Raw genomic sequence first — 24,808 nt, forward strand, 5'->3', positions numbered from 1 at the left:
AAAATCTACCGCTTGACACGAACAAAAATAAATACCTATTCAAAGATTTCGGCCTTGGAAGATATCAAGATCGAGCCCTTCGACGTCAACAAGCGATATACCAAACCGCACCGCCATAATAAATATATGGAGCTGGTCTATTTCAGTAAAGGCAGCGGTGTACACTACATGGATGAAACCGGCTACGCCATTGAACCCCCCATAATTTTTATAATTAAGAAGGATGAAGTGCACCATTGGGAAATCGATACCCTGCCCGAAGGTTTCGTCATCATTATCAAGGAAGGTTTTATGGAAAAGACCTTGGATAAGCACATCAACCTACAACTAAGGCAGCTAGGAAACAAAAGGGTCATCAACCCTGCCTATGATTCGAGCATTCAGTCGCTCTTTGAAATCGCCTCAAAAGAAATAAAGGAAAATTGTTCCAGCAGGGATGTTCTGGTAGAAGGGGTACTTAAGGCCCTTTTTTCTAAAATTCTGAACTATGTACAAATTGATGAGGATCTATCTACCAATGATTTGGACGAACGTTTTTCCGAATTGCTTGAAAACAAATTAAAAAACGATGTGGCATATTATGCCTCACAATTGAATACCACGGCGCAGAACCTTAACGCCTGGTGTAGAAAAAAACACGAAAAAACGGCCTCGGCGGTAATTGCCGAGCACATTATAAAAGAGGCCAAGCGTTTACTCCTCTATACCGACCTCTCCGTTACCGAAATTGCGTACAACTTCGACTTTTCCGATGTTTCGCATTTTGTCAAATATTTTAAGCGCCATGACGGCCAAACCCCGCTACAGTACAAAAAAGTAGCGATCGTACCTTAAATTTTTCAAACAGACCAGAATTCAATAGGGCTTAAGGGTAATTTCGACACCTAATTATTACCAAACCTATTGAATATGAAGTTTTATCATTTTTTACTGATGCTAATCGCCCTTGCCCCGCTATCGGTATCGGCACAAATTACAGGAAAAATAACGGACGGGGATAATGACTACCCATTGGAATATGCCACTGCGGCCCTCTTCGACCAAGAGAGCGGCGAACTGGTCACAGGGGTAATCACCAACCTCGATGGGGTCTTCACCATCGACGAGGTTAAAAACGGCACCTACTACCTTGAAGCTTCCTTTATCGGCTTCGAAACCAAGACCATCAAAGATATTGTAGTGGAAAACAGGAAGGGAGCCGACCTCGGCACCATAGCCCTGACCATGGGCGGAACCCAACTGGAAGAGGTGGTGGTAAAGGGCGAACGGGCCACGATGATCAATAAAATAGACCGACAGGTTTTTGACACCAAAAAATTTCAGAACAGCCTTGGGGGCAGTGCTACCGACGTGGTCAAGAACATACCTTCGGTAAGTGTTGACGGACAGGGCGAAATCAGTGTTCGCGGAAGTACGGGTTTTGTGGTATTGCTCAACGGCAACCCGGTGCAGGGCAATGCTTCTACCTTGTTGAACCAGCTTCCGGCCAATGCCATAGAGCGGGTGGAAGTGATTACGGCACCCTCGGCCAAATACGACCCCGAAGGAAAAGCGGGAATTTTGAACATTATTACCCGCAAAGGCGCCGCCGATGGCAGCTTTGCCCAAATAAACCTAAAAGGGGGACTTCCCTCCATTGAAACTTACGGAAACGATAAGGCGCACCAGCGCTACGGGGCCGATGCCACCTACAACATTCGCAAAGGGGATTGGAACATCTCGATGGGGGCCAACTACCAACGTAACGACCTGGGCGGAAGACGTGAAGGCGATGTTTTCACCATTATAAACAACACCCTTACGCAGTTTCCTTCCAGTGGAGAGCGCAGTTTTGACGAAATCAACTACAGTGGAAGGTTTACCGTAGACTATGCCCCAGACGATAAAAATGCGTATTCATTGGGTTTTTACGGGGGGAAAAGAAAAAAAGACCGTCTAGCCGATATTGTGTATTACGACAACCACGGTATAAGCCCCGCGGTAGGAGGGGAACGACTTTATACCTTTCAGTATTATAACCACAACCTCAGGACCCGAAAAAGTGATTTTGTATTGGGAAGCTTTGACTATTCCCACATTTTCGACAACACTTCAAAACTATCGACCTCCTTCTTATACGAATACACCTTGTTGGGCGGTCCTACGGAAAGCGACAACTTGGGCGAGCCCGACAGAAATATCATATACCAGCAAGAGTACAACACCAACGACAACCCATTGAACGGTATTCGCCTATCGTTGGATTATGCCTGGAAACCCTTTGCCATAGGACAGCTCGAAACAGGCTACCAATACCGGAACCTCGATCATACGGGTGATTTCGTTTACGAAAGAAAAGATGATACTACCGGTGGGACATTTGAACTTGTTCCCGAGTTTTCAAGTGAAGTAGACCTTCAAAGAAGCATCCATTCGGGTTACGCACAATTGACGGGAGCAAAAGATAAATGGGAATATGCCGCAGGCGTACGGATTGAAGCTATGGACCGCGAACTTGACCTTCGTGACAAGCAAGGCCTTATCGATACGACCTATGCTTACGACTATGTAAAACCGTTTCCGTCCGCTTCGGTTCAATACACTTTTGAAAACAACACAAAATTGAAGGCCGCCTACAGCAAAAGGGTTGAACGCACGACTACTTTTAAGATGAATCCATTTCCGGAACGTGAGCACTCTGAAACCTTAGAGCAAGGAGATCCCACCCTAAAACCCGAATTTATAGACTTGTTGGAAGTAGGTATAAGTAAAAACTTCGACGGTGGAAATTCGATTTTTGCAACGGCCTATTACCGCGACACCAAAAATCTGGTGAATAGGGTAAACACCATCTACAACGATACGATTCTAAACCGAATCTACTCTAATGTAGGCAAGGCCAAATCATTAGGATTGGAATTAGGCGCACAGCTAAAACCCACCAAAAACTGGTCGAATTTTATTGGGGCCAACCTCTACAATTATTCCATTGACGGCACCTACGACGGTCGGAACATAGACAGTAGTTCTTTTGTTTACTCGATAAATGCGAATAGCACCTACGACTTTACCGAAACCACTTCCCTACAATTCACCTTTAACTATCTATCGGAACGGATTACGGCACAAGGGGAAGATTCGCGTTTCTATTCGCCCAACCTGACCTTTAAAAAGTCGTTTCTCAACGACCGTCTAACGGCTACATTACAATGGCAAAATATAGATATGGGCCTATTGGACACGAACGAACAACGTATTACGACCTACCGAGAAGGTGAGTTCTATACGACCACGAACTATGTATATGAAGTTGATATGGTATTGTTGAACCTATCGTATAATTTCAATAAAAACAAGAATAAATCGAAATTCATTGATAGTGAATTCGGTAAGCAAGAATTCTAACGATTAGTTGATGTTTAGTACGAATCGGGTTTTCAACCCCAAACAAGAAAGCCCCAATGATTTTTAGTCGATTTGGGGCTTTCCTCTATTTGTCTTTTTTTGGGCGTTCTTCTTTTTGTGCTTTAACCGCTTCTCAATGGAAGATCGAGACGGCTTTGTTTTGCGACGTTTCTTTTTGACCTTTAAGGCCTCTTCCATAAGGGTCAAAAAACGGGCAATGGCCAGTTCCTTATTTCTGTGCTGACTTCGGGTTTCGTCGCATTGCATTTGCAAAACGCCATCTTTGGTAAGCCTATGTCCTATTTTTCTATAGATGCGCTCTTTCTCGGTAGTAGTAAGTCCATTAGAATCTTCAAGCGAAAAGCTAAGGTCTATTTTTGTCGACACCTTGTTTACATGTTGCCCTCCGGCACCACTGCTGCGAACGGCCTTGAAATTTAACTCTTGTATCAGTTGGGCCTTGTTCATAATTTAAGAATCGGCCATACGTTGGTTGATCGTTTCCAACGAAAGATTTAAAAAAATTACCTTGCCGACCTCTAGGGGCCTATCATGATGAAAATAGATGTCTTCACCTTCATAGATACCCACGATCATATAATGCCCTCCCATATAATAGGCTCCCTTTACCACACACTCCAAACCCGATTTTCCGGAAACCTTAAATTCGTGTGCATATACAATTATCCGCCTTTTGGTATCGGCATACGATTTTACAATGTTTATAGGAATTTTATTGGCCTCGCCGAACAAGGAGGCCACATAAAGGTCTTTAGGATGCTCGTATAAGTTCTTAGGGCTATCCTTAGCCACAATGAACCTATCTTTGAGTACGACTACCCTATCGGCAAACGGAAGCATGTCCATATGATCATGTGTAGCCGTGATTACGGTTATTTTTTGCCGCTTTAGGTAACCGAAAAGGTTGCGTCTTAAACTGTTCTTTCTAAAGTTATCGATATTACTAAAGGGCTCGTCTAAAAGGAGAACCTTGGGCTCTTGCGCCAACACACGGGCCAAGGCGACACGTTGTTGTTGTCCACGACTTAACAACTTCACCTTGGTTTTGGCAAATTTGGTCATCTCGATCATCTCCAACAGCTCAAGGGTACGTTCTTCAAGCTCCTCAGGCTCAAAAACCGACAAAAATTGACTAATATTTTCCTCTACCGTGGTAAAGGGCATTAAGTCAAAATCTTGAGAAAGGTACTTCATATACGGTTCGCCCGGCACCAGGTTATGGAGGGGGCCTAAAACTTGGGTATCGTTCCAGTAGACTTCGCCTACTTTAACATCCAACAGTCCGTAAATAATTTTTAAAAGCGTACTCTTTCCGCAGCCACTTTCACCAATAATGGATACATGCTCTCCTTTGGCCACCTTAAGGTTGATATTCTCCAAAACGGGAATATCGTCTACATAGCTAAAAGAAACATGATCTACTTGTAACATATCTTCATCTTCAATTGTCTCAACGACCTTCAGTCAAAAAAAATCTATTCTGTATTTTTGTTGGTTCCTAGCTATTTTACGTCTTTTCCGGCGTCCATCGGAAGTCTCTCGAATCCCATATTGTATAGGGTAAAGGCGAAAATATCGGCATACTGTTCAATGGTCTTGCTTACCGGTGTTCCCGCACCATGGCCGGCATTGGTCTCGATTCGGATCAAGGTAGGGTTATCTCCAGCTTGTTTGGCCTGCAGTTCCGCGGCAAACTTAAAACTGTGGGCCGGTACCACACGATCATCGTGATCACCGGTAGTCACCAAGGTAGCCGGATAGGCCACCCCTTCCTTCACGTTATGAACGGGCGAATAGCCCTTTAAGTATTCGAACATCTCTTTACTCTCCTCCGACGTACCGTAATCATAGGCCCATCCCGCACCAGCGGTAAAGGTGTGATAGCGTAACATATCCAAGACCCCTACGGCCGGCAAGGCCACCTTCATCAAGTCGGGTCTTTGGGTCATGGTAGCCCCAACAAGCAGTCCCCCGTTACTACCACCACGAATGGCAAGGTATTCTGAAGAAGTATAGTCGTTCTCGATCAGGTATTCCCCAGCAGCAATAAAATCATCAAATACATTCTGCTTTTGCATTTTAGTACCGGCATCGTGCCATTTTTTACCATACTCGCCACCTCCCCTTAAATTGGGCACGGCATATATCCCGCCCTGCTCCAGCCAAACGGCATTGGCGATACTGAAAGCAGGGGTTAGACTGATATTAAAGCCACCGTAACCATATAAGATGGTCGGATTTTTTCCGTTGCGTTGTAATCCCTTTTTATGGGTTATGATCATGGGTACCTTTGTACCATCCTTCGAAGTAAAAAACACCTGATTGGACTCATAGACGTCGGAATCGAAGTCGATATCAGGCTTCCAATACGAGGTATACTCGCCCGTTTCTACATTGTATTTGTAGGATGAGCCCGGAATGATATAGTTCGTAAAGGAAAAATAAAACTCCTTATTTTCCTTCTTGCCCCCAAAACCGGAAGCACTCCCCACCCCCGGAAGCTTCACCTCACGGATCAACCTACCGTCATAATCGTATTGAAATACTTTACTGATGGCATCAACCATATACTCGGCAAAGAAGTAGCCTCCGCCCGTACCGGCAGTAAGTACATTCTCCGTTTCAGGAATAAAATCTACCCAATTCCCTTCACCGGGATTTTCAGCATCAACGGTGACGATTTTTTTGTTCGGGGCCTTCCTATTGGTAACGATATAAAGTTTTGAGCCTTCATTCTCAATAATATAGTTATCGGAATCGGTATCCCCAACAATCGTAACCAGACCACTTTCAGGCTTTGAAAGGTCTTTAATGAACAACTTGTTACCAGAGGTCGATACCGAAGCCGTAATCACAAGGTAACGTTCATCTTCTGTTACCGAAGCACCAATATACCTATGTTTCTCAGCCGCTACTCCCCCATATACCAATTGATCTTCTTTTTGGGAAGTTCCCATTTTATGATAGTAGACCTTATGTTGGTCGGTCTTGGCCGAAAGCTCGCTCCCCTCGGGTTTATCGTAGCTCGAATAATAGAAACCCTCATTTCCTTTCCAGGAAATTCCGCTAAACTTGATATCGGTAAGGGTGTCTTCTACAACCTGCTTGCTTTCGGTGTCGATGACAATGGCCTTACGCCAATCACTACCGCCTTCTGAAATCAGATAGGCCGCTAGGGAACCGTCTTTAGTAAAACTTAATCCCGCAAGAGAGGTCGTTCCATCTTCTGAAAAAGTATTGGGGTCCAAGAAAACTTCCTCTTGCCCATCTTCTTTTTTTCGATACAGCACGTATTGGTTCTGCAAGCCGTTATTCTTATAGAAATAGGTATAGTCCCCTTCCTTGAACGGAGACCCCAGCTTTTCGTAATTCCATAGCTTTTCCAGTCTTTCCTTTAGGGCATTCCGAAAGGGAATTTTTTCCAAATAGCCGAAAGTCACTTCGTTTTGGGCCTTGACCCAAGCTCCGGTTTCTTCGCTCATATCATCTTCGAGCCAACGGTAGGGATCCGCTACGGAAGTTCCAAAATAGGTATCAACGGTTTCTGATGTATGGGTCTTTGGGTAATTCACGGTAATATGCTCTTTATTTGGTAATGATTTACAGGCCATAATAGCAGCTGCCCATGCTAAAAGTAAAAGATATTTCTTCATGCTTTGACGATTGAAATTCGCTAAAAGTACCATAAAAAAACCTATGCTGGCATTGCACAGCATAGGTTTTAACTAAAAATTTAGAAAGTATATAATTTTTATACCAATTGGTTTTTCACCAGGTATTCAGCGATTTGAACCGCATTGGTAGCCGCACCTTTTCGAAGGTTATCGGCAACGATCCACATATTCAAAGTATTTCGTTGCGACTCGTCCCTACGAAGACGCCCTACAAAAACCTCATCTTTATCATGGGCGTAGATGGGCATCGGATAGGTGTTGGTATCAGGATTATCCTGTACGGTAACGCCTGGCGTATCGTTCAACAACCTTCTCACATCATTCAAGTCGAAATCGTTTTCAAACTCAACGTTTACCGATTCGGAGTGACCTCCGGCCGTAGGTATGCGCACTGCGGTAGCACTTATTGAAAAACTTCGGTCATCCAATATTTTTTGTGGCTCACGCGCCAATTTCATTTCTTCCTTAGTATATCCGTTTTCCAAGAAAACATCACAATGTGGCAAGGCATTTCGGTTGATAGGGTAAGGATAGGCCATTTCGCCCTGTACACCGGCCATTTCGTTCTCTAACTGACGTACCGCCTTTACGCCTGTCCCCGATACCGACTGGTATGTAGAGATAACGACGCGTTTCATCTTGTATTTCTTATGCAAGGGGGCCAAGGCCATTACCAATTGAATGGTTGAGCAGTTAGGGTTGGCAATGATCTTATCTTCTTTGGTCAGCTCGTTGGCATTGATTTCAGGAACCACCAATTTTTTGGTAGGGTCCATTCGCCAAGCAGAGGAGTTATCTACAACCGTAGTACCCACTTCGGCAAACTTGGGCGCCCATTCCAATGAAGTATCACCTCCAGCGGAAAAGATAGCAATATCAGGTTTTGCCGCTACTGCATCGGCCAAGCCTATAATAGCATATTCTTTATCTTTATAAGAGAGTTTCTTTCCTACCGAACGCTCAGAAGCGACCAATAGCAATTCCGTAATGGGAAAATTACGTTCGCTCAACACTTTGAGCATCACCTCGCCTACCATACCGGTGGCACCTACAACGGCTACTTTCATCTTTAATTAATTTAGAAGCACAAATGTAGTGCAAGCCTATTGACCTGACAAGCCTTTTAAACGGGTGTAATCATTATTTAACAAAATGTTACAAATTTAACATTGAAATAAAAAAAGAACCGTCAAAGAAGTTGCGAAGCTTCCGTGACGGTTTTAAGATGAAACTGCAGTGCAGCGGTAGTCTGCCTTAAAAGGCGACCTTTATCTTATTGTTTTTTAAGCAAATCCCTGATTTCTATCAAAAGATCTTCTTGAGAAGGACCTGATGGTGCCGGTGCTGGAGCCGGAGCTTTCATTTTGTTATAGGCCTTAACGATAAGGAACATAACGAAACCTACGATCAACAAGTTAACGATAGTGTTGATCCATGCACCGTAACGGATTGCATTTTCAGGTACGAAGCCTGCTTCCCCTTCAACTCCTGAAGTTGGTGTAAGGATGTATTTCAGGTTGGCGAAATCAACACCTCCCGCAAACTCACCTACAATAGGCATTATGATATCATTGACAAACCCGTTTACCACAAGGCCAACGGCTCCTGCCATTATAACGGCAACGGCAAACTCGATGACATTGCCGGTCATAATAAAATTCTTGAACTCCTTTAACATGATTGAATGTTTTTAATGGTTATATATTAGTGTTTTACAGTATGCAAATTAACAAAAAAAGAACCACTTGTAAATTCTGAAGGCTAATTTTTAATTTTTCTTTCCACACGCTGCGAAATGCCCGTAAGTATTTCATAGGAAATTGTCTTGGCCCCCATGGCAAATTCCTCTGCCGTAGGCCGTTCCCCAAATACCACCACCTCATCACCTTCTTGGCAATCGATTCCACTTACATCTACCATAATCATATCCATACAGACATTGCCGATAATGGGAGCTTTATGCCCATTGATCGTTACATAGGCCTTTCCATTGCCATATTGCCTTCCTATACCATCGGCATGCCCAATGGGCAAAGTGGCCGTAACCACGTTCTCATCAGCCTTATACGCCCTATTGTAACCGATACTTTGACCCTTTTCAATCGTATGGATTTGCGAAATAACCGTCTTTAGCGTAGCTACGGGCTTAAGTTGCCTGTCTATACTGGCCTCGTTCCCGAAACCGTAAAGTCCGATTCCACTACGGACCATGTCATACTGTGCCCTATCATAATTGATTATGCCGGAAGTATTCAACAAATGCAGTACAGGCCTTCTTTTCAACCTCGGTAAAAGTGCATGGGCAATACGCTCAAACGAAGCGATCTGCTGTTCGGTAAACTCCCGCTCGTTCAAATCTTCGGAGGCCGCTAAATGCGATAATACCGAAACTACCTCTACCTCATCTCGCCCCTCCAAGACATGGGCCAATTCATCGACCTGGGCTTCGGAAAAGCCCAATCTGTTCAGTCCTGTATTGAATTTTACATGTATGGGATACCGCTTTAACCCTTGTTTTTGGGCAAACTGTAGAAAATCGGCCAGTATTTTTACCGAATAGATGTTGGGCTCAAGCTCATAGGCCAAGAGTCTATCAAAACTCACCGGTAATGGGTGTAGCACCAATATCGGAAGCCGTATGCCCGCCTCCCTTAAAACGATTCCCTCCTTTACATAGGCCACCGCAAGATAATCGGCACCCAGACTTTCAAGTTTTTTGGCGATGGCCACCGAATCGCTTCCGTAGGCAAAGGCTTTTACAACGCCTAAAAATTTGGTCGTATCCTTCAATCGCGACCTTAAAAACCTATAATTGTGTTCTAGCGCCGAAAGATCGATCTCCAACACCGTTTCACCCATTTTTGTCATCTGCATCTTTGTTGCTTGAAGACACTTCTTCGCTATCTACGTTAAGGTGCTTTACCTTTTCCTTCAACCTTGCCTTGTAGTATGCCGCCCTGCTTAGGGGTTCATATTCTTCGGTTTCGCCCAGAAGTACCAGATTATCGTTACTTGATTTTCGATAACTGTAATTTGCCAAATTTCCGGTTCGGGTGCATATGGCGTGCACCTTGGTCACATATTCTGCCGTGGCCATAAGGGCGGGCATAGGTCCAAAGGGGTTTCCCTTAAAATCCATATCCAGTCCGGCCACTACGACACGCACCCCCTTATTGGCCAAATCGTTACAGACCGTAACAATTTCATCATCGAAAAATTGGGCCTCATCTATACCGATAACATCGCAAGTATCGCCCAAGATGCGAATGTTTGCCGCAGCCGGTACCGGTGTCGACCTAATTTCGTTCGCATCGTGGCTCACCACCATACTTTCATCGTAGCGATTATCTACGGTAGGCTTAAAGATTTCCACCTTTTGCTTGGCAAATTGGGCACGTTTTAGCCTACGTATAAGTTCTTCGGTCTTTCCTGAGAACATCGATCCGCAGATAACCTCTATCCAACCGAATTGTTCTTTATGATTAACAGTATTTTCGAGAAACATTTTGTAATTTTAGACGAAAATACAGGGCTTTTCGTTCTTATTATTAGAGAACTTATCACGAGTTGTTCTTTTACTCCATAAAAAATCCCCGTGTTAAGTCCTAAACTATAGTTTTACAAAGATAGAGATACCTTTTTTACCCGAACTCGGGAGAATAAAAAAAATTGACCGATGAAGAAAAAATTAAAGGAAGAACTGAGAAAATTATCTACGGAAATCATTACGTCCCGCGATATGGACCTTAGTAAAATGTACGATGCCGCAAAAGGTCTGTATGAAAAGCTTGCCGTTCTGAAATACATCGAAGAGAAGTTGAACGATATTGAAATAGACGTATCGAAAAACGTCATTGCACAGAAATTCGAAAAAATGGCCAATGCCGTGCTGAACGAAAATGCCTCGGTACCCGAGAGCAACCCACATGAGGAAGACATCATCATCCCTGGCATGGATACCATTAAGGACATTGTATCGGAGATGCCCAACCATGAAGAGCGCGTAGACGAGGTTTTAGAGGAGTTCTTGTCAAAACCCGATTATATGAAGAACGACAAGGAGCTTTTTGAACCACAAACCCCCGCCGTTCCCGTCCACAATGGGTCTTCCCCTAAAAAGGAGGTGCACACCAAGTCCTTAAACGACAAACTATCTACCAAAGAACTTAAGATCGACCTAAACAATAGGCTCGCCTTTGTAAAGCATCTTTTTAATGGTAGTACGGAAGATTACAATCGTGTTTTATCGCAATTGAACACCATTGACAGTGAAGAACGTTCCTTATCGTTTATAGAAAACATGGTAAAACCGGATTACAACAACTGGGTCGGAAAAGAAGAATACGCCCAGCGCTTCATGCAGTTCATTGAACGGAAATTTTCTTGATTTTGTCCGGGACACAGGTGAAACATTGGGTTCTTTAGGGCAGTACGTCGTTTTTTGAGGCAAAACCAGTCCTGTTTTCAACCTAAATATCTATTTTAGGGTGAAAATTGCCGCGCCATGAAAACACAACAATCAATTTACTGGTCAGCCCTTTTGGTTTTGACTGGAATAATGCTGTTTTCGGTATATAAATATTTCACTCAGTACGAAATGATATCCGGCTTTTTTGAACACCTAAACTATCCCACCTATCTTATTTACCCTTTGGCCATCGCTAAAATATTAGGCCTTATAGCCATATGGGGCAATTTCTCGCCTTGGCTTAAAGAATGGGCCTATGCCGGTTTCTTTTTTGATACGCTTTTGGCGTTCTTTGCACATTATATAACCGACGGCCATAATTATCTTTTCGCCTTTATCGGGCTTATAGCCACATTGAGCGCATATTTTATGGGCAGAGAGTTACGACCTTAAATTCTATGGGAAAATTATATTTGGTGCCGACACCTATCGGTAATCTTGAGGATATGACCTTGCGTGCCATTCGCATTCTGAAGGAAGTGGACTGTATTCTGGCAGAAGACACACGAACAAGCGGAAAGCTGCTACAGCACTTTGAAATTGCCACCCCCATGCAAAGTCACCATATGCACAATGAGCACAAGACCGTAGACACCATTGTCAAGCGTTTACAGACCGGTGAGACCATTGCCCTAATTTCCGACGCGGGAACTCCGGCCATATCTGACCCCGGTTTTTTACTGACCCGCGCCTGTGTTGAAAAAAACATAGAGGTAGAATGCCTGCCCGGGGCTACCGCCTTTGTTCCCGCACTGGTCAATAGCGGCCTACCGAACGATAAATTTGTTTTCGAAGGATTTCTACCTCCGAAAAAAGGAAGACAGACCCGATTGAAATTATTGGCGGAAGAAACCCGAACCATTATTTTCTATGAATCGCCCTACAAACTGGTAAAGACCCTTGGTCAATTTGCCGAATATTTTGGGGAGGATAGACAAATTTCCGTTTCCCGTGAGCTCACCAAGCTCTACGAAGAGACCTTAAGGGGGACCTCGGAAGAACTGGTACGTCATTTTACCGAAAAACCGCCAAAAGGCGAAATTGTTATTGTTGTTGCAGGAAAAAAATAAAGCAGATGACCATTGATACGTTTATAAAGAAACTAAAATCTACCCCGGAAGCCATTGAATTTTCAGAAACCATGTCGGTGATCGAAGCACATTACCACTTTACTCCCTCGGCCTTTACCAATGGCACCCTAGAGAATGCCGAAGGTCAAAATTCAGGCTCATGCAAGCTTTTTGCCTTCGCCAAAGACCAACAACTGAGCAAAGAAGAGACTTTGGCCTGCTTTGGAAGCTACTACTTTAACGATGTGCTTGACGACCCCGAGGGAACTGGACACCAGAACATCAGGAACTTTATGCAAACCGGATTTCAAGGCCTGGTCTTTTCACAAGACCCCTTGAAGAAAAAATAAACCAAATGCAAAAACTGCTTTCTGAAATACGTGCGTGTGAAGTTTGCAGTAAGCATTTGCCTCTCGGCCCAAGACCCATTGTAGCCGCACATAGCCAATCAAAAATTGCGATCATCGGCCAAGCCCCCGGAACCAAGGTCCACGAAACCGGAATTCCATGGGACGACCCCAGCGGCAGGCAATTGCGAAAATGGCTGAACGTTACGGACGATGAGTTTTACGACGAAAAGAAATTTGCCTTGATCCCTATGGGTTTTTGTTATCCGGGAAAAGGAAAATCGGGCGACCTACCTCCGCGACCCGAATGTGCCCCACTTTGGCACGAAGCCCTTTTTCAACAAATGCCCCACCTACAACTGATTATCGTTATCGGCATTTACGCCCAAGGATACTACCTAAAGGAGAGAAAGGAAAAAAACCTAACGGAAACGGTAAGGGCCTACCACAACTACTTGCCCAAGTATTTTCCACTTCCCCACCCTTCGCCCCGCAACCGCATTTGGCTTAAAAAGAATCCTTGGTTTGAGGTGGAAGTGGTGAAAGAATTACAGAAAAGGGTTCAGGTGGTTTTGAGTAACACTTAAACCTAAAGACTTGCCTAATACCTTCCTAATTTATACTTCTTCCCAAAATCTTTACTTCCGCGTTATTTTCTTAGGGCAGAAACGACTGATGTGTTTTGACTTCCCTTAAAAAGTCAAGCCGTGATAGACCCTTAAAATCTATCAATTAATCGTATTTTTGATATTTACAAAAAACATAAAAATTATGGCTACTACAAATCATATCACTACCAAATGGCTGGGCAACATGCAATTTGAAAGCACTAACCCATCAGGTCTAAACTTAACTATAGATGCAAGCCCCGATGATGGCGGAGAAGGAAAAGGGCTACGCCCAAAAGCCCTGATGCTATCTGGTTTGGCCGGTTGTTCAGGACTTGACGTAGCTTCGCTTATCAAAAAAATGAAGTTGGAGGTCGATGATTTTCAAATAGAGACCATCGCCAACCTTACCGATGAGCACCCAAAATTCTACGACGCCGTTACCATCGAATACCACTTCCACGGAAAAAACCTTGACGAGAAAAAATTACAAAGAGCGGTAGACCTCTCCGTCGAGAAATACTGTGGCGTTATGGAAATGTTCCGTCAATTTGCTAAATTGGAAATCAAGACTTTTTTTCATAAGGATTAAGTTTTAAGTTCAAGATTTAAGCTCAAGTTCAAGTTGAAATTTTAAGTTGAAAGCTAAAGAATAAGCTTAATATTGTGGACGATAAAAAGTATGATTTAGAAGATAGATTGGTAAACTTTGCTGCCGATATTGCTATTTTTTGTCGAGAACTCCCTAAAGACTTTACCGGGGAATATTACGGTAACCAACTCTTACGTTCGGCCGGAAGTTCTGCGCTTAATTTTGGTGAAGCCCAAGGCACGCACACCTCCAAAGATTACGTTCACAAAGCAAGTATTTGTTTAAAAGAACTAAAGGAGTCTAGGGTAAACTTGAAGATTTTGAACAAAATAGAGTATGGCAACGAAGCCAAAAGAAATCTCCTGACAGATGAGGTTCAACAATTAATTAAAATCATTGCCGCCATTATCAGGAACAAAAAACACAGTTAATTTTCTTAGTATATTATCGCACATCCATATTAAATTGAGCTTTGAAATTAACTTTTGGACTTAAATCTTGAACTTGAACTTGAACTTTGAACCTGAGCTTGAACTTAAATCTTGAGCTTGAGCCTGAGTTTTGATCTTTGAACTTGAACTTTGAACTTGAACTTTGAACTTGAACTTGAACTTGAACTTTGAACTTGAACTTGAACTTTGAACTTTAAGCTTGCACTTCAAACTTGAACTTGATTTTAACCTAAAACTTTCACACAATACACCCTATGCGCTGGACCATTAAACCGAAACCCCAACAAGATGAAATCGACCAATTGGCACAAGCGCTTCATGTTGATGGATTAGTGGCCCAATTGTTATTACAAAGGGGAATCTCTTCTTACGAAGAAGCCAAAAAGTTCTTTCGCCCACAATTGAGCCATTTGCACGACCCTTTCTTAATGAAGGACATGGATTTGGCCGTAGCCCGTATAGAAAAAGCCATTGCCCATAACGAGAACATCTTGGTCTATGGCGATTACGACGTAGACGGAACTACCTCCGTGGCCCTACTTTCGTCGTACCTACTGAGTTACTATCCTAACGTGGCCACCTATATTCCCGACAGATATGCCGAAGGATATGGAGTTTCATTTAAGGGAATCGACTTCGCCGACGACAACGGCTTTTCATTGATCGTTGCCCTTGACTGTGGGGTAAAGGCCATTGACAAAGTAACCTACGCCAAAGAAAAAGGAATAGACTTTATTATTTGCGACCACCATAGACCAGGCGACCATATTCCCGATGCGGTGGCTGTTCTCGATCCCAAACGCGGTGATTGCACTTACCCCTACGACGAACTTTGTGGCTGTGGGGTAGGCTTCAAGCTCGTTCAGGCCTTGGGCTCAAGGCAAGGACATACCATTCACGACCTGATTCCCTACCTTGACCTAGTGGCTACCGCCATTGGCGCCGACATTGTGCCTATTACGGGAGAAAACAGGGTTTTGGCCTATTACGGACTACAGGTAATCAACACCAATCCGAGAGCCGGTTTTAAGGCGATCATCCACCAAATCAAGAAAACGGTGCTTACCATTACCGATGTAGTTTTCGTGATCGCTCCGCGGATAAATGCGGCGGGCCGTATGAAACACGGGCAACATGCCGTAAACCTGTTGACCGAAACCGATCTGGCCCAAGCGGAGACTTTTGCCGCCCAAATCGAAAAATTCAACGAAGACCGGCGCGGACTCGACAAAGAGATTACCCAAGAAGCCCTAGAACAGATCCAAGAAAACAAAGAGGAAGAGCGCTTTACCTCGGTAGTCTATAAAGCATCTTGGCATAAGGGTGTAATCGGCATTGTAGCCTCCCGCCTTACCGAAACCTATTATCGCCCAACCCTAGTCTTTACCAAGAGTGGCGAGAAACTGGCCGCTTCGGCCCGCTCGGTAAAGGGTTTCGACGTTTATAACGCCCTACAGGGCTGTGCCGACTGTATTGAGCAGTTCGGGGGACACAAATATGCTGCGGGCCTCACCCTGCAGGAATCGCAATACGAAGAATTCAAGGCCCGGTTTGAAAAGGTAGTCGCTGAAACCATAGACCCGAACCTCTTGATTCCGGAAATTTCCGTAGACGCCCAAATCGATTTTAGGGATATTTCCCCAAAGCTCATGCGCATCATCAAACAATTTGCCCCCTTTGGCCCCGGCAACATGACCCCGGTATTCATGGCAGAAAACCTCAAGGATACAGGCTACGCCAAAGGCGTCGGCGAAGATGGGGCCCATTTAAAATTGGCCGCCACCCAAAACGGAATCGGGCCCATAGGGGGCATCGGTTTTAACATGGGCGACAAGCTTTCCATAGTGGCGAACAGGCAGCCTTTCAGTGCCGTTTTTTCCTTGGATGAAAATGAATGGCAAGGAAACGTAAGCTTGCAAATGAAACTAAAAGACATACAATGAAAATAGAACACCTCGCCATATGGGTATCTGACCTTGAAGCCACCCGTCATTTTTATGAACATTACTTTGGTGCTGTTTGCGGAGAACGGTATCACAACCCGAATAAAAACTTCACGTCTCACTTTTTAAGTTTTGATGAAGGCTCGCGATTGGAGCTTATGCACAAACCGGACATTACTAAAGCATCAGATTCTACAGAAGAACATTTGGGCTTTATTCATTTCGCGCTCTCCGTAGGCTCAAAAGAAAAAGTAGATGCCATTACCGAACAACTTAGGTCTGACGGATTTCAGGTTCCTGGTGAACCAAGAACTACAGGAGACGGCTATTATGAAAGCGTTATCAAAGACCCAGAGGGCAACCGAATCGAAATTACCGTTTAACGATCTTTTATCTAAGGTCGGACTCGATTTCAGTACCAACAAAAACCGATTTCTATGTTTGGGCCAACACGCTTTAAACCGGGCAACAGACCACTCGGTCGGTTTTATTTCTTCCCTTCCAATGCTTGCCTCTCTTTTGTACTTTTCCCATCTACAAACTAACCGTTTATCGATAAAACTCCATTTTACGGTCATTACAACGCCTTAGTTCACCGACCGAACAGTCGGTTTTACAAAATGGAATCCCCACAAAAAAATTGACGTATTCACATACATTTCGTCGGTTTATAGTAATACCTTTGCGCCCTATTTCTCTTGAAAAAGCGTTTTTATGGATCCTTATGCCGCCCTACGTTTTAAAGAATTCAATATCTTTTTGTTGGTTCGCTTTGCCATGGTATTTGCTTGGTCCATGCAGTTTATCGTTATTGAGTGGCAGGTCTATTCTATGACCAAAGACCCGCTTTCTTTAGGAATCATCGGCCTCATGGAGGTCATCCCTGCCGTATCGATGGCACTCTTTGCAGGACACATTGTAGATCAAACCGAAAAGCGGAATCTCTTGGTCAAATGCATCTTCGGATTCTCGGTCATCAGCTTCGGGCTCTTTATGCTCAGCTGGCCCTCCCTTGACCAAAAGGTCGACACCGGAACCATTTTATACGGCATCTACTTTTTAGTATTCCTTGGCGGTATTGTACGATCCTTTCTCGGGCCTACCATCTTTTCGCTGATTGCCCTGATCGTTCCCAAAAAAATATATCCCAACGCGGCCACATGGAGCAGTACTACTTGGCAATTGGCATCGGTTTTAGGTCCTGCCCTGGCCGGGTTCTCCATAAGCTGGATAGGGGTTCACTGGTCTATGTGCCTGATATTCGGTTTTTCGGTCATGGCCCTCATAGCCCTCTTCCAGATTTCAAAAAAACCCATTCTCAACCCTAAAATTGGAGAGCCCGTATTTCAAAGCCTGCGCGAAGGGCTTCGCTTTGTGTTCAGCACCAAAGCCGTTTTTGGGGCGTTGACCTTAGATATGATCGCCGTACTTTTTGGCGGGGCGGTAGCGCTTCTTCCCATTTTCGCACAAGACATCCTCAACGTTGGCTCCGAAGGTTTTGGGGTACTACGGGCCGCCCCCGCCGTGGGCGCAGCACTCACCATGTTGGGATCTACTCGCTTCCCCCTACATAAGAATGCCGGGAAGAAACTGTTGCTCGCCGTATTCGGTTTTGGTATCTGTATGATTGTCTTCGGCCTTTCTACCTATTTCTGGCTTTCGGTAATAGCCTTGTTCGTGAGTGGCGCCGTAGACGGGGTCTCTATGATCATCCGCCAGACCATATTGCAGCTTAAAACCCCCGATAATATGCGAGGACGCGTAGCATCTGTCAACTCGATGTTCGTAGGTTCGTCTAACGAGCTGGGAGCTTTTGAAAGCGGACTCACCGCAAAACTGATGGGCACGGTAACGGCAGTAGTCTTTGGCGGCGCCATGACCTTGCTGACCGTTGGCGCCACAGCGATAGTTTCGCCTTCCTTTAGAAAACTGGATCTACAAAAGGATATTGATGAGCACGAGGCTAATGCTTGAGTTCGAATTTTTCAAGGCTTAACTCTTCGCCATCGAAAACGGCATAGGTGTAGTAATGGATCCAATCGCCCAGATTGGTATATTTTGAATTTTCGCCCACCTCTATTTCCATGGGCAAGTGACGGTGTCCAAAGACGAAGTGATCGTAATGACGGGTTTCTAACTTTCGCTTGGCATATTGCACCAACCACTCTTTGTCCTCTCCTAAAAACTGGGCGTCGTCATCACCTGAAATCAGTTTATTCTTAACCGAAAGGTGTTGGGCCAAACGCACGCCTATATCTGGGTGCAACCATCGAAACAGCCACTTGGCCAAAGGATTGGTAAACACCTTTTTCATACGTTTGTACCCCTTGTCGTCAGGACCAAGGCCATCACCATGACCCACGAAAAAGGAGACCCCGTTTATATTGAATTGCTGTGGCTTATGAAAGACCGGTATATTGAGTTCTTCCTCAAAATAACCGTTCATCCAGAGATCGTGGTTTCCTACAAAGAAATAAATCGGTATGCCCGAATCCGATATTTCGGCCAATTTTCCCAAGGTACGGGTAAAGCCCTTGGGCACTACCGTCTTGTATTCCATCCAAAAATCAAAAAGATCTCCCATCAAGAAAATGGCAGCGGCATCTTCCTTTACGGCGTCTAACCAAGCGACGAATTTTTTTTCGCGCGGAAGACTTTCGGCCCTAGTGGGCGCCCCGAGATGGTTGTCGCTGGAAAAATAGACTTTTTTGCCTTGTGGAACGGTAATGGTTTTCATCTGAGGTCAAATATAACGAATACCCTTTTTAAAGAAGTATTATTGATTATCCGATGCATACCATTCGGCAAACGAAGTATCGGTTTCCTGAAGTCTTAAGGAGTGTAGACTGATATTTTCAGGAAGCCTTGCCCTTATTCTTTTTGCAAAATCGATGACCATATTTTCGCTGGTCGGTTGATAATCGGCCAAGATAACGTTGTGCCCCCTATCGGTCAGCTCTTTGGCCAACTCTACATGTGGGGTGTTTTTATTAAAAACCGTAGCATGGTCAAATTGATCTACAATTTCCTCCTTTACAATTTTCTTCAGGTCACCGAAATCGATGACCATACCCAATTTTACATGAGAGGTATCGGTAATGGGCCTACCGATAACGGTTACCGATAATTTATAACTATGGCCGTGCACATTTCTACACTTTCCGTCGTAGCCGTAAAGCGCGTGGCCGGTCTCAAAATTAAACTGCTTGGTGATCCTGATTATACCCATGAAATATGATTGTGCCACAAAGGTATTCAATTTGTAAAACCAATTCGTTTTTAGATTACATTTACCGGCTTTTTAATTTTGTTTTAAGTGGAAGAACTGTATGGGCAACTAGACTTTGCGGTGAACCCGCAATACGAAAAGATAATTTCCGACATCTTGGAAAACGGCTATAGTATTGTAGACGATTTACTTTCGGAAAGCACGGTAAGTGCATTGCGCACGGACCTCTTGGAAAAATACGAGGACGACCTCTTCAAAAAAGCGGCCATTGGCAACCGACTGAACGAAGTGATACAGACCGGTATTCGGGGCGATTTTATTCTTTGGATGGACGAAAGCCATACCAACGACGCCCAAAATTTGTTTTTCGACCAAATCAACGATTTAGCCTCCTACCTGAACCGCACCTGTTTCTTGGGAATTTTAAGGAAGGAATTTCACTATGCCGTATATCCGGAAGGAAAATTCTACGAAAGACATTTAGATACCTTTCAAAACGATGACCGACGAAAGCTCTCCATCGTTTGTTATCTGAACGAAGACGACTGGCAACCTGAACACGGAGGTGAATTGGTACTTTATCTAAACGGGAAAAATGGCGAAATACCAAAAACCGTTTACCCATTTCCGGGCAGGGCGGTCATCTTTGAAAGTCGCGATTTGGAGCATGAGGTGAAGCCCGCAAAACGGGAACGCCTTAGCATTACCGGCTGGTTAAAAACCCGTTGATTTTGAAAATGTAGAACCTACCTCTTGAACTTTCTTCTTGTGCGAACGCGGTTTACAAAGTAGACAACCACTACAAAAAGGGCGAGAATGGGAAAAACAAGGTCACCATTCAAGAAATTTAAAATATTCATAACTGAGATTTAAAAAAGTAAAACGTCAACTACAGTGGGTTATTGTTATTTTTTGAATTTTGAAAGGGCGTTACGGGTAAATTCAGAAAGTACCAGCCTTCCCGTAATAGCGGCACGCTCTACCAAAAGTTCGTTCCAATGGTCGGTACCCTGCCATAGTACTTTTTTCCACTCTTCAAGGGCTTCCGGATTGTACTCGGCCAGTTTTTGTACCTGAAAATCAAGTTCCTTATCCAATTCCCTCATATCGTCGAAAACCTTTGAAAAGAGTCCTTTTTCCTGTGCCCAATAGGCATTTTTCCATTCGGTCGGAGCCAATGAAAGTTCAGAAATAGCGGCGGTTCCTATCTTTCTTTCTACAGCTGGGGCTATTACCAAGGGAGCGATTCCTATAGTCAATTCAGACAACCGTATGGAGGCAGCTTCCGAAGCATAGACATAGTCACACGCAGCCGCTAGGCCTACACCTCCGCCAACGGTCTTGCCCTGAACACGGCCCACGATTACCTTTTTACATTGGCGCATGGCATTGATGACATGGGCAAAACCACTAAAAAACACCTTACCTTCATCTAGATCCGAGACCGCCATAAGTTCGTCAAATGATGCACCCGCACAGAAAGCGCGGTCTCCTTCAGATCTGAGCACAATAACCGTTATAGCATTGTTTTCAGAGAGTTTTTTGAACTCTAGGGTCAACCGATCTAAAAGCTCCGCTACAAAAGAGTTACTCGCAGGGTGACCAAATTCTATAGTAGCGACCTTATTATCGATTTTGGTATAAAGGCTTCCATTTTCCCGGGTAGTTCCCATAGCTGTAATTTAATTGTTGAACAAAGGTATCAATCAAAATTAATGGTTTTGCAATAGGGGCCGAAACTTTCTGATAAACTTAACGACCAGGGCCCCGCCCCGTATAGCCATCCATACGGTAAAGGCGATCCAGATTCCGTAGAGTCCCCAACCCATATACTTTCCTAAAAAGACAACAGGTACAAACCCGAGGAAAGTTGCCGCCAACAGGGTATTTCTAAGGTACTTCATTTCCCCCATCCCCTTAAAAATTCCATCAAAAACAAAAGCTATAGTATTCATGGGCAGTCCCAAGATCACGATAAAAAATACGGCATAAAATGCATTGAGCACTACGGCCTCCTTTGAAAAGAGGAGTCCGATCGGCTTATAGAACAAAAAGCCGGCCACCACCAATACCACGCTGACCAATAGACCGTAGTAGACGATTTTCTTTGCCAATTGCCACAAGCCTTTATAATCTTTTGCTCCCAAGAGCCTACCTCCCATAATATTTCCGGCTGCGGCGTACCCATCGATAAAAAATGCGGAGAACAGCCAAATATTAACGGCAATGGTATGGGCGCCAATAAACTTCGGCCCTAAATCGGTTGCTTCACGCACCGCCAATATCAATGCGGTATTCAAGGCCAAGGCACGAACGAAGAGATTGAGGCTCATAACCACCAATCTGCCCAACTCTTCATGTACCGGCAATTTCAAGCGAAGGCTTATATTGGTCTTTGTCACCAACAAGACAAAAGCCATAATGGCCATAACAGCCTGCGCCAAAAGGCTCGCCCATGCCGCTCCTTCCAAATACATAGGTTCTATGAGCCCCTCTATTCCGTAAACAAAGGCAAAATCAAGGCCTACATTGAGAACGGCCCCGACAATGGCGATCAACATCGGGTAATAGGTATTCTGCAACCCTCGAAAAATACCCATGACGGCAAAAACGAAAAGGGTCAACGGAAAGCCCCAAACCCGTATGGAATAGTACGAAACACAATAGTCAAGGATCTTGCCCGTAGCATTGAGCAATTGAAAAATATCCTCTACCACAAAAATGGTGGATAGCAAAACGAGAATACTCAAGCCGATATTCAGAAAAATAGCTTGGGCCGGCAAGGTCTTTACCTCAGCGATACGTCCGGCACCCAAATACTGGGAAATAATGGCCGATATGGCACTTCGGGTCTGGCCCAAAATCCATATCAACATCGAAAGAAAGGAGCCGACAATACCTGCCGCGGCAAGCGATTCAAGTCCGTCTACGGGAATATTCCCCACAATGGCCGTATCGGTAATGGACAATAGGGGTTCTGCAATACCAGCAACGGTAGCAGGTATCGCCAATTTATTAATGGACCTAAAATTGATTTCAGCCTTCAAGGGGGCGAAATTACAACACTAATTCATAACAATGAAAGGGATGCCCACTCTGTTTCGGAAAGAAAATATCGCCTAAACGTTGAAATCCCCTAGCTTCATAAAACCGTTGATTCCGCTTGTTTTGGCTGAAGGTATCCAAGCGTAGGGAAGAAAACCCCTTTTCCCGCGCGTAGTTTTCGGCAAAACCCATTAGTTGTTGGGCATAACCCTTGCCTTGAAAATCAGGATGTACCGCCACCCGATGTATGTAGCAATTCTTATCGGTAGGCGTCAACCAGCGAACCGGTTTATATTCTTCATCCATAAAAGTGGAGATGACCATAGTTCCGATAATTTGGTTATCTTCCTCCAAAACGTACAGTTCCTTTCTATCGACATCGCACTCAAATGCCTGCCGAGAAGGATAATGCTCGTTCCATTGATAAATGCCGTTAGCCATCATTGCGGCCGCACAAGCTTGGGTCAAATTCAGAATTTTACCAATTTCGGATCTCTTAGCGGGTCGAATCATTTTTTCAAATCCAATTAAATTGTAAATTTAAACGATAAATCCGAAAACAATATGAAACACATACTAGTACCTATAGGTATTTCACCCGATGCACACCGTACTTTACAATATGCCGTAGACTTTGCCGCGGTGTTTTCCTCACAGGTCTATGTGATGGAAGTTTTCAATGTTTCGGTAGGGGCCGGTAAAAGTTTGGCCAATGTTCCGCAAAAACTGGCCGAAAGTGGAAAAGAACGCCTAAAGGAGGTCATTGAAAAGATAGACGCCAAAGGTGTTAACATCAAGATTGCCACCTACAATGGAGGCATCGTCGATGGCCTAAAGGATATCGACAGGGAACTGGGCATCGATTTGATCATCATGGCGCCACGGAGTAATGATGTTACCGAAGAGCTGTATTTGGGCAATACCTCGGGGAAAATCATCAAACAGACCGACATCCCAACCCTGATCGTACCCAAGGGCAGCGTAATGGCCCCTCCTAAAAATATTCTGACCGCCTTTAAATCGGGTATACTCAAAAGAAACCGTATTCTAAACCCCTTGTTGGACATTAAGAAAAAATTCGGGTCTACGGTAAACCTACTTTTGGTAAAAACACCGGGTTACTCCGATGCCGATCTACGGATCAACACGGCATTGATGGATGTCAGCTCACAGATAACCATGACCGAGGCCCCAACGACCTACCTAGGCGTACTCGAACACATGCAGGCGCAACATCCGGACCTATTGTGCGTTTTTAGGCACAAAAGAGGGTTTTTCAAAAAACTTTGGGAAAAGAATACCATACCTAAATCAGAGTTCTCGGCCCGTATTCCGGTACTTGTACTCAGTGTAAAGAAGGATTAAAAAAGTTGCGATAATTACTTGCCCAACTATTTTGATACTTTCATAAAAAGTATTTCCTTTGCACCTAGCCAAAACGGGGGATTAGCTCAGCTGGCTAGAGCGCTTGCCTGGCAGGCAAGAGGTCACCGGTTCGACTCCGGTATTCTCCACCAAGCTATTACAGGGCTCCAAGATACATTTCTTGGAGCCTTTTTTATTTCGATAGAATTGATCTTGGGTTATTTTGCCCTACCTAAATAAACCCTACGTTTATCTAAGTGTCGGCGGATAACCAAATGACAGCCAATACTTTTCCGCCTTTCAAAAAACAGAAAAATAATAGTCTACCCATCGGCCATGTGCCATAATTAGAATATTAAAATATAGTCGTCGGGCTTGCCCAAATAGGGCATAGGTCTTAACTTATACTCGTATTTTTTGGTTTTCCTGTTATGCTTTGGGTACGGAAAGTGTTTATACTTGCGGAAACTAATAGAGTTTTCCGGCAACACTTAATTCATGTCAATTGACACCGGAAATACGGCAATTGACACAAAAAATCGACCCTTGGGATACAACAACTGTGTACCTTTATAAATTCGATTGCCTTCTAAAGGACATACCCAAACCA

Annotated in this window: 26 protein-coding genes and 1 tRNA gene; 15 read left to right on the plus strand and 12 right to left on the minus strand. The window is 44.2% G+C overall.

Features of this window, described 5'->3' with window-relative positions:
- The first annotated feature begins 12 nt into the window (after nucleotides 1-12).
- Both ZOBGAL_RS07220 and ZOBGAL_RS07225 read left to right on the plus strand, forming a co-directional pair.
- Nucleotides 13-834 carry an AraC family transcriptional regulator gene (locus ZOBGAL_RS07220; RefSeq protein ID WP_013992883.1) on the plus strand — a complete coding sequence of 274 codons (822 nt, stop codon included), beginning with the start codon at nucleotides 13-15 and terminating at the stop codon, nucleotides 832-834.
- A 75-nt stretch (nucleotides 835-909) separates the two neighbouring features.
- Nucleotides 910-3,384, plus strand: coding sequence for a TonB-dependent receptor domain-containing protein (locus tag ZOBGAL_RS07225; protein ID WP_013992884.1), 2,475 nt, complete (start codon nucleotides 910-912; stop codon nucleotides 3,382-3,384).
- Nucleotides 3,385-3,447: 63 nt separating this feature from the next.
- Here the strand turns inward: ZOBGAL_RS07225 and arfB are convergent, their stop codons facing one another.
- From arfB to ZOBGAL_RS07260, 7 genes are all read right to left on the minus strand, one after another.
- Complete coding sequence (arfB, locus tag ZOBGAL_RS07230; RefSeq protein WP_013992885.1) at nucleotides 3,448-3,852, minus strand: alternative ribosome rescue aminoacyl-tRNA hydrolase ArfB; 405 nt, start codon at nucleotides 3,850-3,852, stop codon at nucleotides 3,448-3,450.
- Between the two features lie 3 nt (nucleotides 3,853-3,855).
- Complete coding sequence (locus ZOBGAL_RS07235; RefSeq protein WP_013992886.1) at nucleotides 3,856-4,836, minus strand: ABC transporter ATP-binding protein; 981 nt, start codon at nucleotides 4,834-4,836, stop codon at nucleotides 3,856-3,858.
- A 71-nt stretch (nucleotides 4,837-4,907) separates the two neighbouring features.
- The gene (locus ZOBGAL_RS07240) at nucleotides 4,908-7,058 is read right to left on the minus strand and encodes a prolyl oligopeptidase family serine peptidase (protein WP_013992887.1); all 2,151 of its coding nucleotides are present in this window, start codon (nucleotides 7,056-7,058) and stop codon (nucleotides 4,908-4,910) included.
- 98 nt (nucleotides 7,059-7,156) lie between these two features.
- Nucleotides 7,157-8,146, minus strand: coding sequence for an aspartate-semialdehyde dehydrogenase (locus tag ZOBGAL_RS07245; protein WP_013992888.1), 990 nt, complete (start codon nucleotides 8,144-8,146; stop codon nucleotides 7,157-7,159).
- Between the two features lie 206 nt (nucleotides 8,147-8,352).
- Entirely contained in the window at nucleotides 8,353-8,757 is a 405-nt protein-coding gene (gene mscL / locus ZOBGAL_RS07250; protein WP_013992889.1) for a large conductance mechanosensitive channel protein MscL, read from the minus strand.
- An 83-nt stretch (nucleotides 8,758-8,840) separates the two neighbouring features.
- On the minus strand, nucleotides 8,841-9,947 hold the full coding sequence (gene alr / locus ZOBGAL_RS07255; protein WP_046287806.1) for an alanine racemase: 1,107 nt from the start codon (nucleotides 9,945-9,947) through the stop codon (nucleotides 8,841-8,843).
- Nucleotides 9,931-10,584 (minus strand): thymidine kinase, encoded by a 654-nt coding sequence (locus tag ZOBGAL_RS07260; RefSeq protein WP_013992891.1) that lies wholly within the window; start codon nucleotides 10,582-10,584, stop codon nucleotides 9,931-9,933. The genes alr and ZOBGAL_RS07260 overlap by 17 nt, the downstream gene beginning before the upstream one ends.
- Before the next feature lie 171 nt (nucleotides 10,585-10,755).
- Here ZOBGAL_RS07260 and ZOBGAL_RS07265 point away from each other — a divergent pair, with 171 nt between their 5' ends.
- The 10 genes from ZOBGAL_RS07265 (at nucleotide 10,756) to ZOBGAL_RS07310 (ending at nucleotide 18,533) form a co-directional block, all read left to right on the plus strand.
- The gene (locus ZOBGAL_RS07265) at nucleotides 10,756-11,466 is read left to right on the plus strand and encodes a hypothetical protein (RefSeq protein WP_013992892.1); all 711 of its coding nucleotides are present in this window, start codon (nucleotides 10,756-10,758) and stop codon (nucleotides 11,464-11,466) included.
- A 117-nt stretch (nucleotides 11,467-11,583) separates the two neighbouring features.
- Nucleotides 11,584-11,940, plus strand: coding sequence for a DoxX family protein (locus ZOBGAL_RS07270; RefSeq protein WP_013992893.1), 357 nt, complete (start codon nucleotides 11,584-11,586; stop codon nucleotides 11,938-11,940).
- A 5-nt stretch (nucleotides 11,941-11,945) separates the two neighbouring features.
- Nucleotides 11,946-12,617, plus strand: coding sequence for a 16S rRNA (cytidine(1402)-2'-O)-methyltransferase (rsmI, locus tag ZOBGAL_RS07275; protein WP_013992894.1), 672 nt, complete (start codon nucleotides 11,946-11,948; stop codon nucleotides 12,615-12,617).
- Nucleotides 12,618-12,622: 5 nt separating this feature from the next.
- The gene (locus tag ZOBGAL_RS07280) at nucleotides 12,623-12,967 is read left to right on the plus strand and encodes a HopJ type III effector protein (protein WP_013992895.1); all 345 of its coding nucleotides are present in this window, start codon (nucleotides 12,623-12,625) and stop codon (nucleotides 12,965-12,967) included.
- A gap of 5 nt (nucleotides 12,968-12,972) precedes the next feature.
- Entirely contained in the window at nucleotides 12,973-13,551 is a 579-nt protein-coding gene (locus tag ZOBGAL_RS07285) for a uracil-DNA glycosylase family protein (protein WP_013992896.1), read from the plus strand.
- A gap of 184 nt (nucleotides 13,552-13,735) precedes the next feature.
- Nucleotides 13,736-14,164, plus strand: a complete 429-nt coding sequence (locus tag ZOBGAL_RS07290) for an OsmC family protein (RefSeq protein WP_013992897.1) — start codon at nucleotides 13,736-13,738, stop codon at nucleotides 14,162-14,164.
- Nucleotides 14,165-14,238: 74 nt separating this feature from the next.
- Nucleotides 14,239-14,595: a four helix bundle protein gene (locus tag ZOBGAL_RS07295; protein ID WP_013992898.1), complete on the plus strand. Its 357-nt coding sequence runs from the start codon at nucleotides 14,239-14,241 to the stop codon at nucleotides 14,593-14,595.
- A 275-nt stretch (nucleotides 14,596-14,870) separates the two neighbouring features.
- Entirely contained in the window at nucleotides 14,871-16,559 is a 1,689-nt protein-coding gene (recJ, locus tag ZOBGAL_RS07300) for a single-stranded-DNA-specific exonuclease RecJ (RefSeq protein ID WP_013992899.1), read from the plus strand.
- Nucleotides 16,556-16,942: a VOC family protein gene (locus ZOBGAL_RS07305; RefSeq protein WP_013992900.1), complete on the plus strand. Its 387-nt coding sequence runs from the start codon at nucleotides 16,556-16,558 to the stop codon at nucleotides 16,940-16,942. The genes recJ and ZOBGAL_RS07305 overlap by 4 nt, the downstream gene beginning before the upstream one ends.
- 331 nt (nucleotides 16,943-17,273) lie before the next feature.
- Entirely contained in the window at nucleotides 17,274-18,533 is a 1,260-nt protein-coding gene (locus ZOBGAL_RS07310) for an MFS transporter (protein ID WP_013992901.1), read from the plus strand.
- Here ZOBGAL_RS07310 and ZOBGAL_RS07315 read toward each other — a convergent pair.
- A complete protein-coding gene (locus ZOBGAL_RS07315; protein ID WP_013992902.1) occupies nucleotides 18,523-19,296 on the minus strand; it encodes a UDP-2,3-diacylglucosamine diphosphatase in 774 nt (257 codons plus the stop codon). The genes ZOBGAL_RS07310 and ZOBGAL_RS07315 overlap by 11 nt on opposite strands.
- 39 nt (nucleotides 19,297-19,335) lie before the next feature.
- Nucleotides 19,336-19,788 carry a 6-pyruvoyl trahydropterin synthase family protein gene (locus ZOBGAL_RS07320; protein WP_013992903.1) on the minus strand — a complete coding sequence of 151 codons (453 nt, stop codon included), beginning with the start codon at nucleotides 19,786-19,788 and terminating at the stop codon, nucleotides 19,336-19,338.
- An 87-nt stretch (nucleotides 19,789-19,875) separates the two neighbouring features.
- Here ZOBGAL_RS07320 and ZOBGAL_RS07325 point away from each other — a divergent pair, with 87 nt between their 5' ends.
- The gene (locus tag ZOBGAL_RS07325; protein WP_013992904.1) at nucleotides 19,876-20,517 is read left to right on the plus strand and encodes a 2OG-Fe(II) oxygenase; all 642 of its coding nucleotides are present in this window, start codon (nucleotides 19,876-19,878) and stop codon (nucleotides 20,515-20,517) included.
- Nucleotides 20,518-20,693: 176 nt separating this feature from the next.
- Here the strand turns inward: ZOBGAL_RS07325 and ZOBGAL_RS07330 are convergent, their stop codons facing one another.
- From ZOBGAL_RS07330 to ZOBGAL_RS07340, 3 genes are read right to left on the minus strand one after another with little or no spacing between them, the layout of a single operon-like run.
- Entirely contained in the window at nucleotides 20,694-21,461 is a 768-nt protein-coding gene (locus tag ZOBGAL_RS07330) for an enoyl-CoA hydratase/isomerase family protein (RefSeq protein ID WP_013992905.1), read from the minus strand.
- A gap of 39 nt (nucleotides 21,462-21,500) precedes the next feature.
- Nucleotides 21,501-22,835: an MATE family efflux transporter gene (locus ZOBGAL_RS07335; RefSeq protein WP_013992906.1), complete on the minus strand. Its 1,335-nt coding sequence runs from the start codon at nucleotides 22,833-22,835 to the stop codon at nucleotides 21,501-21,503.
- Nucleotides 22,836-22,845: 10 nt separating this feature from the next.
- Nucleotides 22,846-23,346: a GNAT family N-acetyltransferase gene (locus ZOBGAL_RS07340; RefSeq protein WP_013992907.1), complete on the minus strand. Its 501-nt coding sequence runs from the start codon at nucleotides 23,344-23,346 to the stop codon at nucleotides 22,846-22,848.
- Nucleotides 23,347-23,397: 51 nt separating this feature from the next.
- On the opposite strand from ZOBGAL_RS07340, the gene ZOBGAL_RS07345 reads away from it, so the two are divergent.
- Nucleotides 23,398-24,198: a universal stress protein gene (locus tag ZOBGAL_RS07345; RefSeq protein WP_013992908.1), complete on the plus strand. Its 801-nt coding sequence runs from the start codon at nucleotides 23,398-23,400 to the stop codon at nucleotides 24,196-24,198.
- A gap of 75 nt (nucleotides 24,199-24,273) precedes the next feature.
- Nucleotides 24,274-24,350: transfer RNA gene (locus ZOBGAL_RS07350), tRNA-Ala, on the plus strand.
- The last annotated feature ends 458 nt before the right edge of the window (nucleotides 24,351-24,808 follow it).

The organism is Zobellia galactanivorans (genome assembly GCF_000973105.1).
Lineage (GTDB): Bacteria > Bacteroidota > Bacteroidia > Flavobacteriales > Flavobacteriaceae > Zobellia > Zobellia galactanivorans.